The following is a 13709-nucleotide window of genomic DNA, read 5'->3' as shown; positions in this document are numbered from 1 at the left end:
CGTATCACTTTCAGGAAGCAGACGCATGAGCTACGCCAGCAACGACGAAATCCGTGGGGTACTGATCCAGGCCGGGAGCGAGCGCGTGCTGCTGCCCAATGCGACGGTGGCCGAAATGATGTCCAAGGTGCCGGTCACCCCGGTGGACAACGCGCCCGCGTGGCTGATCGGCGAAATCCGCTGGCAGGGCTGGGACGTGCCGCTGATGTCGTTCGCGCGCCTGTCCGGCCAGGGCGAGGACGCGGTGGTGAGCAACAACAAGGTAGTGGTGCTCAAAGCGCTGGGTGGCAACCCCAATCGCCCGTACCTTGCGCTGCTGACCCATACCTTCCCGCAGCTGATCGCGGTGCCGCGCGACGGCCTGCTGGCCGACGCCTCCGAAGAAACCCTGCCGAAAGGCGTGCACATGCGCGTGCTGCTGGGCGAACAGAGCGCGTTGCTGCCCGATCTTGACGCGCTGGAAGCGGCCCTGGATGAGGCGCTTCCGGTGAATTGACCGGGGATTCGACACCCCGGAAATGCGGTAGCTCACGACCGTGGGTCGTGACGACGCGTCAGCCCAGATCCCCCAACCGCGCCTGCAAGGCCGCGATCGCGGCCAACCCGGCGGTTTCGGTGCGCAGGATCCGCGGCCCCAGCTGCAATCCCTGGAACCCGGCTGCCGCCAGCGCCTGCCGATCGCGCGGCGACCAGCCGCCCTCCGGCCCGATCGCAATCACCACCCCATCGGGCGCGGCCTCCAGCGTGGACAAGCGGTGCTCGCCCAGCGGGTCCAGCGTCAGCTTGAGCGCTTCGGCAGGCATTCCCTTGGCCGCCTCCTGCACGCCCAGCGGCGCGGCTACCTCCGGCACCCGGGCGCGCCCGGACTGCCCACAGGCCGACACCACCACGCTGCGCCAGTGCGCCAGGCGCTTTTCCGCCCGCGCCGCGTCCAGCTTGACTTCGGTGCGCTCGGCATTGACCGGCACGATCGCCTGCACCCCCAGTTCGGTGGCCTTCTGCAGGATCAGGTCCATCTTCTCGCCGCGCGCGATGCCCTGCAGCAGGGTGATCGACAGCGTGGATTCGTTGTCCAGCGCCTGCGCGGCCTCGATCCGCACGCGGGCGTCGCGCTTGCCCGATTCCACCAGCGTGGCGCTGTAGTCGTGGCCATCGCCATTGAACAGTACGCAGCCTTCGCCCTCGCGCAGACGCATCACGCGGACAAGATGATTGGCCACCTCTTCGGGCAGCGACAGGGTCTGGCCCACGGCCAGCGGAGCTTCCACATAAGAACGGGTCACGCGCATGCAACAGCTTCCTCGATCGCGGCCAGGGTGGTCTGGGCCAGCAGGTCCAGGTGTTCGTCCTCCACGCAGTAGGGAGGCATCCAGTACAGCACGTTGCCCAGCGGGCGCAGCACCACGCCGCGCCGCAACGCGGCGTTGTACGCCTGCAGCCCCACCCGCGCCCCGGCAGGGAAGGGCGTGCGCTTGTCGCCGTTGCGGGTCAGCTCGAACGCGACCACCATGCCGGCCTGGCGCACATCGGCCACATGGGCGTGGTCGGTGAAGGGCGCGGCCAGGGTGCGCATGACCTCGGCGGTGCTGCGGTTGCGCGCGATCACATCCTCGCTGGCGAAGATGTCCAGCGTGGCCAGCGCGGCCGCGCAGGCCAGCGGGTTGCCCGTGTAGCTGTGCGAATGCAGGAAGGCACGCTCGCGGCTGTCGTCCAGGAACGCGTCGTACAGTGCCTGCGTTGCCAGCACCGCCGCCAGCGGCAGGAAGCCGCCGGTCAGGCCCTTGGACAGGCACAGCAGGTCGGGCATCACCCCGGCCTGTTCGCAGGCGAACAGGGTACCGGTGCGGCCAAAGCCGGTGGCGATCTCATCGGCGATCAGGAACGCGCCATTGGCATCGCACAGTTCGCGCGCCCGCTTCAGATAGACCGGGTCGTGCATGCGCATGCCGCCAGCACACTGCAGGCGCGGCTCCAGGATCACCGCGCAGATCTCGCCCGGGTGCTGGTCGAACAGGTCGGCGAGGCGATCTGCCGCCTCATGGGCGCGCTCAGCGGCGCTCTGCCCCGGTTCGGCCAGGTAGGCGTCCGGCGAGGGCGCGAACAGTGCCTCGGTCAGCAGTGGCGCGTACACGCGGCGGTACAGCGGAATATCCCCGACCGACAGCGCGCCCAGGGTTTCACCGTGGTAGCCGTTCTCCAGCGCCACGAAGCGGGTGCGGTGCTCCTCGCCGCGGTTGCGGAAGTAATGGAACGCCATCTTCAATGCGACCTCGACCCCGGCCGAGCCGTTGTCGGCGTAGAACACCTTGGACAACGGCGCGCGCCCGGCCTGGCGCGGTGCGATCGCCAGCAACCGTTCGGCCAGTTCCACCGCCGGTTCGTGGCTGAAGCCGGCCAGCATCACCTGCTCCAGCTGGGTGGCCTGGCGGGCGATGGCCGCGCCGATGCGCGGCTCGGCATGGCCGAACAGGTTGGTCCACCAGCTGCTCACCGCATCCAGGTAGCGGTGGCCGTCGTGATCGACCAGCCACGGGCCTTCACCGCGCGCAATCGGCACCAGCGGCAAGGTGTCCGGGTGCTCACGCATCTGCGTGCACGGGTGCCACAGCACGGCCAGGTCGCGTTGCCGCCACCGGTCGGCCAACGTAAGGGGGGCTGGGTCTGCTAGCATTTCGAGCTCATGGCCACGTTTTCACCTGCCTGCATTCTATCGATCTCAAAGAGCCAGTTCGCATGACCCGTCCGCTGCCCACCATCCACCAGATCACGGACGAGGAAAGCGGCCCGTTCCAGCGGCAGCACCTGGACCTGGAGTTTTCCAACGGCGAACGCCGCCGCTTCGAGCGCCTGGTCAGCCGTGGCCACGGTGCGGTGGTGGTGGTGCCGATGCTGGATGACCAGACCGTGCTGCTGGTGCGTGAATACGCGGCCGGCGTGCACCGCTACGAACTGGGGCTGGTGAAAGGCCGCATCGATGCCGGCGAAACCCCCGAACAGGCCGCCGACCGCGAGCTGAAGGAGGAAGCCGGTTATGGCGCGCGCCGCCTGGACGTGCTGCGCGCCATGACCCTGGCCCCGACCTACATGAGCCACCTGTCGCACCTGGTGGTGGCCCGCGACCTCTACCCCGAGCGCTTGGTTGGCGATGAGCCCGAAGAGCTGGAAGTGGTGCCGTGGAAAATCGCCGAGCTCGACCGGCTGATGCTGCGCGAGGACTTTTCCGAAGGGCGTTCGCTGGCGGCGTTGTTCATTGCCCGCCAGTGGCTGGAACGCGGGGAATGATCAAACTCACCACCGATCTGCGCGAAACGGTGATTGCCATTGCCCAGGACGCCGCCGCCGCCATCATGGCGGTGTATGCCACGCCGTTCGACGTGGAGATCAAGTCCGACCGCAGCCCGGTCACCGCCGCCGACCTGGCTGCCAACCAGGTGATCCTGCGCGGGCTGGGCCAGCTGACCCCGGACCTGCCGATCCTGTCCGAGGAATCGGCGCAGGTGCCGTGGGAGGTGCGCCGGCATTGGGGCGCCTACTGGCTGGTGGACCCGCTCGATGGCACCCGTGAGTTCGTCAAGCGCAACGACGAATTCAGCGTCAACATCGCCTTGATCTACCAGGGCGCGCCGGCGTTCGGCGTGGTGCTGGCGCCGGTCAGCGGGGTGGCCTGGCACGCCATGCGCGGCGAGCTGGCCTATCGCCGTGACGGCATGCATGACTCGGTGCTGCGCACCCGCACCCCGGCGCTGCCGCCGCTGCAGGTGGCCGCCAGCCGCTCGCACCGCAGCCCGGAAACCCAGGCACTGCTGGACCGCATGGGCGAGATCGAGGTCGTCGCGCAGGGCTCGTCGCTCAAATTCTGCCGGCTGGCGGAAGGCACACTGGACGTATACCCGCGGCTGGGGCCAACCGCCGAATGGGATACCGCCGCCGGCCAGTGCGTGCTGCATGCCGCAGGCGGCGCGGTGCTGTCGGCCGCCACCGGCAAACCATTCCGCTACAACCGCCGCGAAACGCTGTTGAACGGCGATTTCATCGCGCTGGGCGACACCCGCCTGCCGTGGCGTACCTGGATTCCCGCCTGACCGGAGCACCGATGTCCGCACCCGCCGAACTGGACCGCCTGCTGGGCATCATGGCGCGCCTGCGCGATCCGCTGCGGGGTTGCCCGTGGGACCTGCAGCAGGATTTCGCCAGCATTGCCCCGTACACCATCGAAGAAGCCTACGAGGTCGCCGACGCGATCGACCGTGGCGACCTGGACGACCTCTGCGACGAACTGGGCGACCTGCTGCTGCAGGTGGTGTTCCATGCGCAGATGGCCAGCGAGCAGGGCGCGTTCGGCTTTGCCGATGTCGCCCGCGCGATCAGCGACAAGATGCAGCGCCGCCACCCGCACGTGTTCGCGCAGGTGCAGGTCGATGGGGCTGAAGACGTCAACAGCAACTGGGAAGCGATCAAGCGCGCCGAGCGCGCCGCCAAGGGCGACGCCGACACGTCCGCGCTGGTCGGCATCTCGCGCGGGCTGCCCGAGTGGCAGCGGGCGGTGAAGCTGCAGGCGCGTGCGGCGCGGGTGGGCTTCGACTGGCCGGGCCCGGCACCGGTGCTGGACAAAGTGCGTGAGGAACTGGACGAGGTAGCGGCGGAATTCGCGCGCGGTCCGGTACAGGACAACCAGGCGCGGCTGGAGGAGGAACTGGGCGACCTGCTGTTCGTATGTGCCAACCTGGCGCGGCACGCCAAGGTCGACGTCGGTGCCGCGCTGCGCCACGCCAACCACAAGTTCGAACGGCGCTTCCGCGCCATGGAAGCGCAGGCGGCGGCCGCGGGCGCATCGATGGCCGGGTTGGACCTGGAGGCGCAGGAGCGCCTGTGGGAACAGGCCAAGGCCGCCGAAGCCAAGCCGTGAAAACCTTGCTGCTGTTCGTGCTGACCGCCGTGGCCGAGATTGTCGGCTGCTACCTGCCGTGGTTGTGGCTGCGCCGCGATGGCAGCGCCTGGCTGCTGTTACCGGCCGCCGCCAGCCTGGCCCTGTTCGCCTGGCTGCTGACCCTGCACCCGGCTGCCAGCGGGCGTGTCTACGCTGCGTACGGCGGGGTATACATCGGCACCGCGCTGGCGTGGCTGTGGGTGGTGGATGGCATCCGCCCCGGCCGCTGGGACCTGCTGGGCGTGGCGCTGTGCCTGGCCGGCATGGCGGTGATCATGTTCGCACCGCGCGCGGGCTAGGCGGGGCTGACCGTGGCGCACCGCCGCAGGCGTTGACGGAGCGGTTCTGGGATAATGACGACCTGCATTTTCATCCCCCGGATTGTGGTCATGACCCAGAAGACGCTACTCAACGATACCCACCGCGCGCTCGGCGCCAAGATGGTCGATTTCGGCGGTTGGGACATGCCCATCCACTATGGTTCGCAGCTGGACGAGCACCACCTGGTCCGCGCCGATGCGGGCATGTTCGATGTGAGCCACATGACCGTGGTCGACCTGCGCGGCGCGCAGGTGCGCCCGTTCCTGCGCCGCCTGCTGGCCAACTCGGTGGACAAACTGAAGGTACCGGGCAAGGCACTGTACTCGTGCATGCTCAATGCGCAGGGCGGGGTGATCGACGACCTGATCGTCTATTACCTGGCCGACGACTTCTTCCGCATGGTGGTCAACGCCTCCACCCGTGAGAAGGACCTGGCCTGGATCCGCGAGCAGGCCGCCGCCTTCGATGTGCAGGTGACCGAGCGCGAAGACCTGGCGATCATCGCCGTGCAGGGGCCGACCGCACGCGAGCGCGTCACCGGCCTGGTGGCCGAGGCCGACCGCGCCGCGCTGCAGAAGCTGGGCCGCTTCGCCGCCGTGGACGTCACCGCTGCCAGCGGCGCACCGTTGTTCGTTGCCCGCACCGGTTACACCGGTGAGGATGGCTTCGAAATCCTGGTGGCCCAGGACCAGGTCATCGCCTTCTGGAATGCACTGGCGGCCGCCGGCGTGCGCCCGGCCGGCCTCGGCGCGCGTGACACGCTGCGCCTGGAAGCGGGCATGAACCTGTATGGCCAGGACATGGACGAAGCGATCAGCCCGCTGGAAGCGGCACTGGCCTGGACGGTGGCGCTGGACGAAGGCCGCGACTTCATCGGCCGCGACGTGCTGGAGGCGCAGAAGGCCGCCGGCGACGCGCGCCAGATGATCGGCCTGGTGATGGACGAGAAGGGCGTGCTGCGCCATGGCCAGGCGGTGACCACCGCCGGCGGCACCGGCGAGATCCTGTCGGGTACGTTCTCGCCGACGCTGGGCAAGGGCATCGCCTTCGCCCGCGTGCCGGGTGGCGAGCTCGGCCAGGTGCACGTGGACATCCGCGGCCGGCAGGTGCCGGTGCGCGTGGTGAAGTTCCCGTTCGTGCGCGAAGGCCAGGCACAGCCCGGCGTGCTGGGCGAAAGCTGAGCACCGGTTGTTTTACACTACCCCCGTTTTTTGACCCCCTGAAATTCTTCGGAGCAGTCCCATGAGCGAGATCCCCGGCGACCTCAAATTCCTCAAGTCCCACGAATGGGCGCGCGTTGAAGGCAACGGCCGCGTCACCATCGGCATTTCCGACCACGCCCAAGGCCTGCTTGGCGACCTGGTCTACGTCGAGCTGCCCGAAGTTGGCGCCGAAGCAAAATCGGGCGAGGCGATCGCGGTGGTCGAGTCGGTCAAGGCGGCTTCCGACGTGTACAGCCCGGTCTCCGGCACGGTGGTCGAGGTCAATTCGGCGCTGGCCGACAAGCCGGAAACCATCAACGAAGACGCCTACGGCGACGGCTGGCTCTGCGTGATCGAGCTGTCCAACAAGGAGGAGGTCAACGACCTGCTGGACCCGGACGACTACGCCGAACTGCTCGAGGAAGAGGACAACTGATCCTCGCCTGCCTGGAAAGACGGCCGCCCTGTGCGGCCGTTTTTTTTTGCCTGCGCGCGCCATCGTCCGGTTGCCGACGTCCATTGCGTTATCCGTGCGTGACGGATGGCGACGCCGTCGATGGTCGCATCGACGTGCATCGACCCCCATCGCGCGGGTCATGGATGCGCGCAACCGGCACGAACCTGACGTCCACCACCGCCTAAAAGTTTGCGCAGTTCTGCAAATCCGGACGCAAAAAGCGTTCGCGGATGTGAAAAGTTTTTGCCCCTGTTTTGTTCCCGTGCGGGAAGCCGTTGCGATGCCGTCAGCGCAATCGCCGGTTGCGGGCTGCAGCGCGGGTGCATCTGCAGTGCAGTTTGCGAAAGTGCTTCTTTTAAGTGTTTTTCTTTCTACGCATCGCCGCTCGGATGGATGCGTGCACGCAAACAACGACCGTCGAAGGGGTGTCGCCGAGCGCTTGCGGAGGGTCCAGGCGAGGTGCGCCGGAGGGCATCCATGTGAAATTTTTTCGCGGGGGTTGTTGACAGTGAAAAAAAGCGTGATTAGGTTTCGCCCAGCAGACCTTGCCTGCCAAACGAGTGAGCCGAATCGACATCCAGTCGCGAAGCACAACCAGAACATCCGCCGCGCGTCCCAAGACGGTGGAGTCGGCTTCGCTACCTCCGGTGAAATGCAAGGGCACCCCGCATTCGATACCTGCCTGGCATCCTGTGGCAGGTATCTCCGTATCCGTCACGACGCGCTCGACGCGACGGCGGTCCCCGCACGGCAGTAACGGCGGGTTTGCTTTACCTGGGCGTTTCAACTCCATAGATCACTGACGAGGAGCCAATCCCATGGCAACCAAGAAAGCTGCGAAGAAAAAGCCGGCCGCCAAGAAGGCCGTGAAGAAGGTCGCCAAGAAGGCGGCTGCCAAGAAGGCCGTGAAGAAGGTAGCCAAGAAGGCGGCTGCCAAGAAGACGGTAAAGAAGGCAGCCAAGAAGGCGACTGCCCGCAAGGCAGTGAAGAAGACGGCAAAGAAGGCGGTCCGCAAGGTCGCCAAGAAGGCCGCCGCCAAGAAGACCGCAAAGAAGGCAGTGAAGAAGACCGCCAAGAAGGCCGTCCGCAAGGTAGCCAAGAAAGCGGCTGCCAAGAAGACCGCCAAGAAGGCCGTCCGCAAGGTAGCCAAGAAGGCGGCTGCCAAGAAGACTGCCAAGAAGGCCGTCCGCAAGGTCGCCAAGAAAGCCACCGCCAAGAAGGCCACCGCGCGCAAGCCGGCCGCCAAGAAGGCGTCGGCCAAGAAGGCAGTGAAGAAGGTCGCCAAGCGCAAGCCGGCGGTCCGCAAGAAGAAGGCTGCACCGGTCGCCCTGCCGGCAACCCCGGCACCGCTGATCTGATCCATTCCCGATAGCCGTACCTGAAACCCCTTCCCGGCGCCCAGCGGGAGGGGTTTTTTTTTGCTGCGCAAAAAAAATCCCCCTCCCGCGAGGGATCAACGAACGTTGATCCCGACGGTAGCGCCGACTGTCAGTCGGCCCAGGCGGTATCGGAAGCCGGCCAGCGGCCGGCACTACAAAAAAAAGGGCGACCCGTAGGCCGCCCTGTACCGGATGCGATACACCTCGCTGACGCTTACCGCGGCGACGCCACCGCCCGGTCCGACGACACGCCCTTGCGCTTGGCCGGCGTGCTGTCTTCGGTCATCAGGTTGTCGCTGCCGAAGTCGGTGTCCACGTCCAGCCAGCGCTGCGCAGGAAGCCCCATGGCCGCGTCGAGCACGGTCGGCAGCAGGCCGCTGGGCAGGCTGCTTTCGCCGTTCCACATGATGGCGATGCCCAGGTCGCGTTCGGGCACCAGCGCCACCAGGCCGCGATACCCCTGCACGGCACCGGCATGGAAGATCACTTCATGCCCGGCGTAATCGAAGTTGCGCCAGCCCAACGCGTAGCCGGCCGAGTGCAGGCGCTCGCGACGCCAGCCCGAGCGCATCTCGCCCGGGGTGTTGATCAGGGTCGAGTGCAGCGTGGCCAGCAGAGGCGCGGGCAGCACGTCGGGGCGGTGCCCGGTATGGGCCAGCAGCCACTGCGCCATGTCGCTGGCACTGGCGTTGACGCCTGCAGCGGGAGCGAGGCGGTAGTAGGTCGGCTTCGGGCTCAGCGACACCCAGCCGTTGCGGCTGCGCACGTGCGGGCGCGCCCAGCGCGAGCTGGCCTGGATGCCCGCCAGGCCCAGGCTGGCATCGTCCATGCCCAGCGGCTTGAACAGGCGGCGTTCCACCGATTGCTCGTAGAAGCTGCCCGAGGCGGCGTACACCACATCGCCGATCAGGCTGAAGGCCACGTTCTGGTACGCATAGCAGTCGCCCGGCTGGCACTTGAGCGAGGTCGAGGCCAGCTTGTGGGTGAGCGTGTAGTACTCGGCGTTGGCTTCCACGTCGCGGTCGTAGGCGTTGTACGGCAGGCCGACACGGTGGCTGAGCAGATCGGCCACGGTGAGGCGCTCGGTCGCCTCGGGGGTGCTGAGCTGGAAGCCGGGCACGTAGTCGGTGACCTTGCTGTCCCAGCGCAGCGTGCCGTCGTTGACCAGCAGGCCGGCCATGGTGCCGGCGAACGCCTTGGACAGCGATGCAAGCCGGAACACGGTGTGCGCATCGACCATCTGCGGGTTGTTGACGTCGGTGACGCCATAGCCGCGCGCGCTGAGCACGCGGCCGCCCTGCACGATGGCCACGGCCATGCCCGGTACGCGCTCGCCATAGGTGAGCTGCTGGGCCATCGACTCAATGTTGGCCACGTTGAACCCGGCGGCCGGCGGCAGCACCTTCGGATTGGTCGTGGTGGCCCGGTACGCCGCAGGCTGGGTGTGCGGAATGGCGGAGGCGGCGCTGTTCTCGATGTTGACGGGGAACGCGGCCGGTGTCGCACTGGGTGTCTGTGCGGTGGACGACATGGCGATGGGCATGAGCATGCCCAGCAACCCGGTTGCCGCCGAACGGATCGGTCGGCGCCTGCTGTTCTCTTTCATCGTTTGGGGCCCGTGCGCAACTGCTGGCACCGATTCTAGCGCTGCTTTTCGTGATTGCACAAACGAAGCGAAGATGAATGCGTATCGCATTGAAAAGGCGCGGTTTTTGCATCGAATGGGAGGGTCGTCGTCGACCCCCTGTTCAGGTGGCGGGGACCTGGGCCCCCAGCCAGCGCGCGGCGCGTTCGGCGATCATCATCGTGGGCGCGTTGGTGTTGCCGCTGACCAGGCTGGGCATGACCGACGCGTCCACCACGCGCAGGCCCTGCACGCCTCGCACGCGCAGCTGCGGGTCGACCACGGCGTCGGCATGCTGGCCTATCGCGCAGGTACCCACCGGGTGGTAGATGGTCTCGGCCTTGGCGCGGATGAAGGCTTCCAGGGCAGCATCGTCCAGGTCGTCGCGGGTCGGGAAGATCGGCGCACCGCGCCAGCGGTCAAACGCCGGCTGGGCCAGGATCTGCTGCGACATGCGCACGCAGGCCTTCATCATGGCCAGGTCGTGCCCCTCCGGATCACCCAGGTAGTTGGCCTCGATCCGCGGCGCGGAGGCGGGGTCGGCATCGCGCAGCAGGATCCGGCCCCGGCTGCGCGGGTGCAGCGCGCAGGCATGCAGGGTGTAACCGTCGCCGGGCAGGCGGTGGCGCCCATGGTCGTCCAGCATGGCCGGCACGAAGTGGAACTGCACGTCTGCACCGTCGCCCTGCGCCAGCGGCGAGCGGGCGAAGCCGCCGGCCTCGGCTATGTTGCTGGTGCCGGCGCCACGACGTCCGCGCAGGAAGTAGTCGAAGGCGATGCGCGCCTGGTTGCTGCGGTCGTAGCTGACGCCTGGCTGGGTGTGCACCAGCGTGCAGATATCCAGGTGGTCCTGCAGGTTGCCGCCCACCCCGGGCAGGTCGACCCGGGTACTGATGCCGTGCGCGCGCAGCTGCCGGTGCGGGCCGATGCCGGAGAGCATCAGCAGGTGCGGGGAGTGGATCGCGCCGGCGCTGAGGATCACCTCGGCGGCCGCATGCGCATGACGGTGCGCACCCTGGTGGCGGAAGTACACGCCGTTGGCGGTGTCGCCCTGGAAGCTCAGGGCGCGGGCACGGGCACCGGTGAGCACGGTGAGGTTGCGCCGGCCACGCGCGGGGCGCAGGTAGGCGGTGGCGCTGGAGCAGCGCACGCCGTCGCGCTGGGTAACCTGGTACAGGCCCACGCCGAGCTGGTGCGCGCCGTTGAAGTCGTCGTTGCGCGCGTGCCCGGCCTGCACGGCGGCGTCCAGGAAGGCATCGGAGAGCGGGTTGTGGTGGCGCGGGTCGGACACCGACAGCAGCCCGGCATCGCCATGCCAGGGACCCGTGCCGCGGCTGTTGGCCTCGCCGTGCAGGAACCAGGGCAGCACGTGCGACCAGTCCCAGCCGGTGGCGCCGGCGGCGGCCCAGCCGTCGTAGTCGGCCGCCACGCCACGCACGTAGCACATGGCGTTGATGGCGCTGGAGCCACCCAGCACCTTGCCGCGCGGCCACCACAGCCGCCGGCCATCGAGTGCCGGCTCCGGTTCGGTGTAGAGGTTCCAGTTGATGCGGCGATTGTTGACCAGCCGCGCCAATCCGGCCGGCATGTGGATGAACGGGTTGCGGTCGCGCGGGCCGGCTTCAAGCAGCAGCACGCGGCAGTGCGGGTCGGCGCTGAGCCGGTTGGCCAGCACGCAGCCGGCCGAGCCGGCGCCGACGATGATGTAGTCGTACATGTCCGTTCCCCAACGGTGATGGCACGAGCATAAGCCAGTCGCCCCCTAGCGATGTTGCGGTGCATCGTTTACCGTGCGCGCTTTGCTGCCCGGAATCGCCACGATGCTGCCGCTGCCACGCCGCCTGTGCGGGACCTGCGCGCCATGAATGCCCCGGACCCGAGCGCGCCCGCGCAGCCCGGCCTGCGCGCAGCGCTGCGCCAGTCGCCCCCGCTGTTCTGGGCCTGCGTGTATTTCTTCTGCCTGCTCAGCGGGTATTACGTGCTGCGCCCGGTGCGCGAGGCGATGGCGGCATCGGCCGACCTGCAGACGGTGTTCCCGCCGGCGCTGATCGCGTGGTTCGATGGCCATGGCATCGCGCTGCAGGACTTCGTGCTGCAGGTACTGTTCACCTGCGTGTTCGTGATCATGGTGGTGCTGCAGCCGCTGTACGGGGCGCTGGTGAGCCGCTACCCGCGCCGGGTGTTCCTGCCGGCGGTGTACGGCTTCTTCATCGTGACGCTGCTGGGCTTCTATCTGCTGTTCGACAGCGGGGTGCCGGGGCGGGGGATGCTGTTCTTCTTCTGGACCACGGTGTTCAACCTGTTCGCGGTGGCGGTGTTCTGGAGCTTCATGGCCGATGTGTTCTCGAACGTGCAGGCGCGGGCGTTCTACGGCTACATCGGGGCGGCCGGCACGATCGGCGCGTTCCTGGGCCCGACGCTGACCTCGACGCTGGTGCAGCGGGTGGGCATCGCAAACCTGATGCTGGTGTCGGCGGGCTTCCTCAGCGTGTGCCTGTTCTGCATCTGGCGGCTGCGCTTGTGGGCGGTGGCCCGCGAGCAGGAGCTGCAGCTGGCCTCGGGCGAGGCGCCGATGGGCGGCGGGGTGCTGGACGGCCTGAAGCTGATCGCGCGCGAGCCGCTCCTGCGCTGGCTGGCAGTGATGGTGGTGTTCGGGGTGGGCATCGGCACGCTGCTGTACAACGAGCAGGCGTCGATCGTGCGGCGGCTGTACACGGACCCGGCGGCGAGCACGGCGTTCTATTCGCGGGTGGACCTGGCGATCAACGCGCTGACGCTGATCCTGCAGCTGGGGCTGACGCGCTGGCTGCTGTCGCGCTTCGGCATCGCGCCGGCGCTGCTGATTCCGGGGTTTGCGATCATCATCGGCTTCTCGGTGCTGGCTGCCTCGCCGCTGCCGATGCTGGTGGCGGTGGTGCAGGTGATGACGCGGGCCAGCGAGTTTTCGCTGGCCAAGCCGGCCCGCGAGACGATCTTCACCCGGGTGGACCGGCAGTGGCGCTACAAGGCGGGCGCGGCCATCGACACGGTGGTGTACCGCGGTGGCGACCTGACCTTCGCATGGGTGCACAAGGGGCTGTCGCTGTTCGGCTCGCATGCGGTGTTCGCCGGCGGGCTGGTGGTGGCGGGCATCATGACGGCGGCGGCGTTCGGGCTGCTGCGCGAAGAAAAGAAGCTGCCGGTCGAGCGGCCGGAGTAAGCTGTTTCCAATTCGTTCGAGGTTTGCGCATGTACTGGACCGCACTGATCCTGACCCTGGTGGTCGCGCTGTTGCACGTGTACTTCCTGGTCCTGGAAATGTTCCTGTGGACGCGCCCGCTGGGCCTGAAGACGTTCCGCAACACGCCGGAGAAGGCGGAGCTCACCCGCGTCTTGGCGGCCAACCAGGGCCTCTACAACGGCTTCCTGGCCGCAGGCCTGTTCTGGGGCCTGTTCGACCACCTGCCGATGCTGGTGAACTTCATGCTGGGCTGCGTGATTGTTGCCGGGTGCTATGGCGCTTACAGCGTCAACAAGCGGATCTTCTTCGTCCAGGCCCTCCCGGCCATCCTCGCGGTCATCGCCTGGCAGTTCGTGCCGGCATAACCGCCGTCGCACGCAATCTCGTAGAGCCGGGCTCTGCCCGGCTGCTTCACGCATTTCGGCGAACAGCCCCTGTCTGATGCATGCCCTGAGCTGGGCCGGCGGGTGTGGGTTTGCGGGACACGCCGTGAATACGTCCATGTAGCAACTGTGTTGCTGAAGGGGCCGGCGGCCCCTCCGGCAGACGGGCATGGTGGTGCCGGCCGCTGGCCGGCAG

The 13709-nt window shown here is 67.7% G+C and carries 14 protein-coding genes; 10 read left to right on the top strand and 4 right to left on the bottom strand.

From position 1 onward, the window contains the following. The first annotated feature begins 25 nt into the window (after positions 1-25). Positions 26-496, top strand: coding sequence for a chemotaxis protein CheW (locus V9K91_RS00070; protein ID WP_068853715.1), 471 nt, complete (start codon positions 26-28; stop codon positions 494-496). 58 nt (positions 497-554) lie between these two features. On the opposite strand, the gene V9K91_RS00065 is transcribed toward V9K91_RS00070, so the two are convergent. Both V9K91_RS00065 and bioA read right to left on the bottom strand, forming a co-directional pair. Continuing rightward, positions 555-1289 carry a 16S rRNA (uracil(1498)-N(3))-methyltransferase gene (locus tag V9K91_RS00065; RefSeq protein WP_336442488.1) on the bottom strand — a complete coding sequence of 245 codons (735 nt, stop codon included), beginning with the start codon at positions 1287-1289 and terminating at the stop codon, positions 555-557. Next, a complete protein-coding gene (gene bioA / locus V9K91_RS00060; RefSeq protein WP_336442487.1) occupies positions 1280-2671 on the bottom strand; it encodes an adenosylmethionine--8-amino-7-oxononanoate transaminase in 1392 nt (463 codons plus the stop codon). The genes V9K91_RS00065 and bioA overlap by 10 nt, the downstream gene beginning before the upstream one ends. A gap of 62 nt (positions 2672-2733) precedes the next feature. Between bioA and nudE the strand changes: the two genes are divergently transcribed. From nudE to V9K91_RS00025, 7 genes are all read left to right on the top strand, one after another. Next, positions 2734-3282 (top strand): ADP compounds hydrolase NudE, encoded by a 549-nt coding sequence (nudE, locus tag V9K91_RS00055; protein ID WP_068853712.1) that lies wholly within the window; start codon positions 2734-2736, stop codon positions 3280-3282. Then, complete coding sequence (gene cysQ, locus V9K91_RS00050; protein WP_184126776.1) at positions 3279-4082, top strand: 3'(2'),5'-bisphosphate nucleotidase CysQ; 804 nt, start codon at positions 3279-3281, stop codon at positions 4080-4082. The genes nudE and cysQ overlap by 4 nt, the downstream gene beginning before the upstream one ends. Before the next feature lie 11 nt (positions 4083-4093). Then, positions 4094-4906 carry a nucleoside triphosphate pyrophosphohydrolase gene (gene mazG, locus V9K91_RS00045; RefSeq protein WP_336442486.1) on the top strand — a complete coding sequence of 271 codons (813 nt, stop codon included), beginning with the start codon at positions 4094-4096 and terminating at the stop codon, positions 4904-4906. Continuing rightward, the gene (locus V9K91_RS00040; RefSeq protein ID WP_068853710.1) at positions 4903-5226 is read left to right on the top strand and encodes a YnfA family protein; all 324 of its coding nucleotides are present in this window, start codon (positions 4903-4905) and stop codon (positions 5224-5226) included. The genes mazG and V9K91_RS00040 overlap by 4 nt, the downstream gene beginning before the upstream one ends. Before the next feature lie 90 nt (positions 5227-5316). Beyond that, positions 5317-6429 carry a glycine cleavage system aminomethyltransferase GcvT gene (gene gcvT / locus V9K91_RS00035; protein ID WP_068853709.1) on the top strand — a complete coding sequence of 371 codons (1113 nt, stop codon included), beginning with the start codon at positions 5317-5319 and terminating at the stop codon, positions 6427-6429. Positions 6430-6490: 61 nt separating this feature from the next. Next, positions 6491-6886: a glycine cleavage system protein GcvH gene (gene gcvH / locus V9K91_RS00030; RefSeq protein WP_068853708.1), complete on the top strand. Its 396-nt coding sequence runs from the start codon at positions 6491-6493 to the stop codon at positions 6884-6886. A gap of 839 nt (positions 6887-7725) precedes the next feature. Then, complete coding sequence (locus V9K91_RS00025; protein WP_068853707.1) at positions 7726-8265, top strand: histone; 540 nt, start codon at positions 7726-7728, stop codon at positions 8263-8265. A 235-nt stretch (positions 8266-8500) separates the two neighbouring features. Here the strand turns inward: V9K91_RS00025 and V9K91_RS00020 are convergent, their stop codons facing one another. Beyond that, complete coding sequence (locus tag V9K91_RS00020) at positions 8501-9892, bottom strand: serine hydrolase domain-containing protein (RefSeq protein WP_095364335.1); 1392 nt, start codon at positions 9890-9892, stop codon at positions 8501-8503. 142 nt (positions 9893-10034) lie between these two features. Next, positions 10035-11627, bottom strand: coding sequence for a choline dehydrogenase (locus V9K91_RS00015; protein WP_336442485.1), 1593 nt, complete (start codon positions 11625-11627; stop codon positions 10035-10037). Positions 11628-11771: 144 nt separating this feature from the next. Between V9K91_RS00015 and V9K91_RS00010 the strand changes: the two genes are divergently transcribed. Further along, the gene (locus V9K91_RS00010; RefSeq protein ID WP_068854741.1) at positions 11772-13109 is read left to right on the top strand and encodes an MFS transporter; all 1338 of its coding nucleotides are present in this window, start codon (positions 11772-11774) and stop codon (positions 13107-13109) included. Positions 13110-13138: 29 nt separating this feature from the next. After that, complete coding sequence (locus tag V9K91_RS00005; RefSeq protein ID WP_095364333.1) at positions 13139-13495, top strand: DUF1304 domain-containing protein; 357 nt, start codon at positions 13139-13141, stop codon at positions 13493-13495. The last annotated feature ends 214 nt before the right edge of the window (positions 13496-13709 follow it).

Origin of the sequence: Stenotrophomonas sp. CCNWLW57 (genome assembly GCF_037203925.1) — a bacterium.
In the GTDB taxonomy this organism is placed as follows: Bacteria; Pseudomonadota; Gammaproteobacteria; order Xanthomonadales; family Xanthomonadaceae; genus Stenotrophomonas; species Stenotrophomonas rhizophila_A.
Note: the sequence above shows the minus strand (reverse complement) of the source record. Positions and strands in the feature narration are given on the sequence as shown.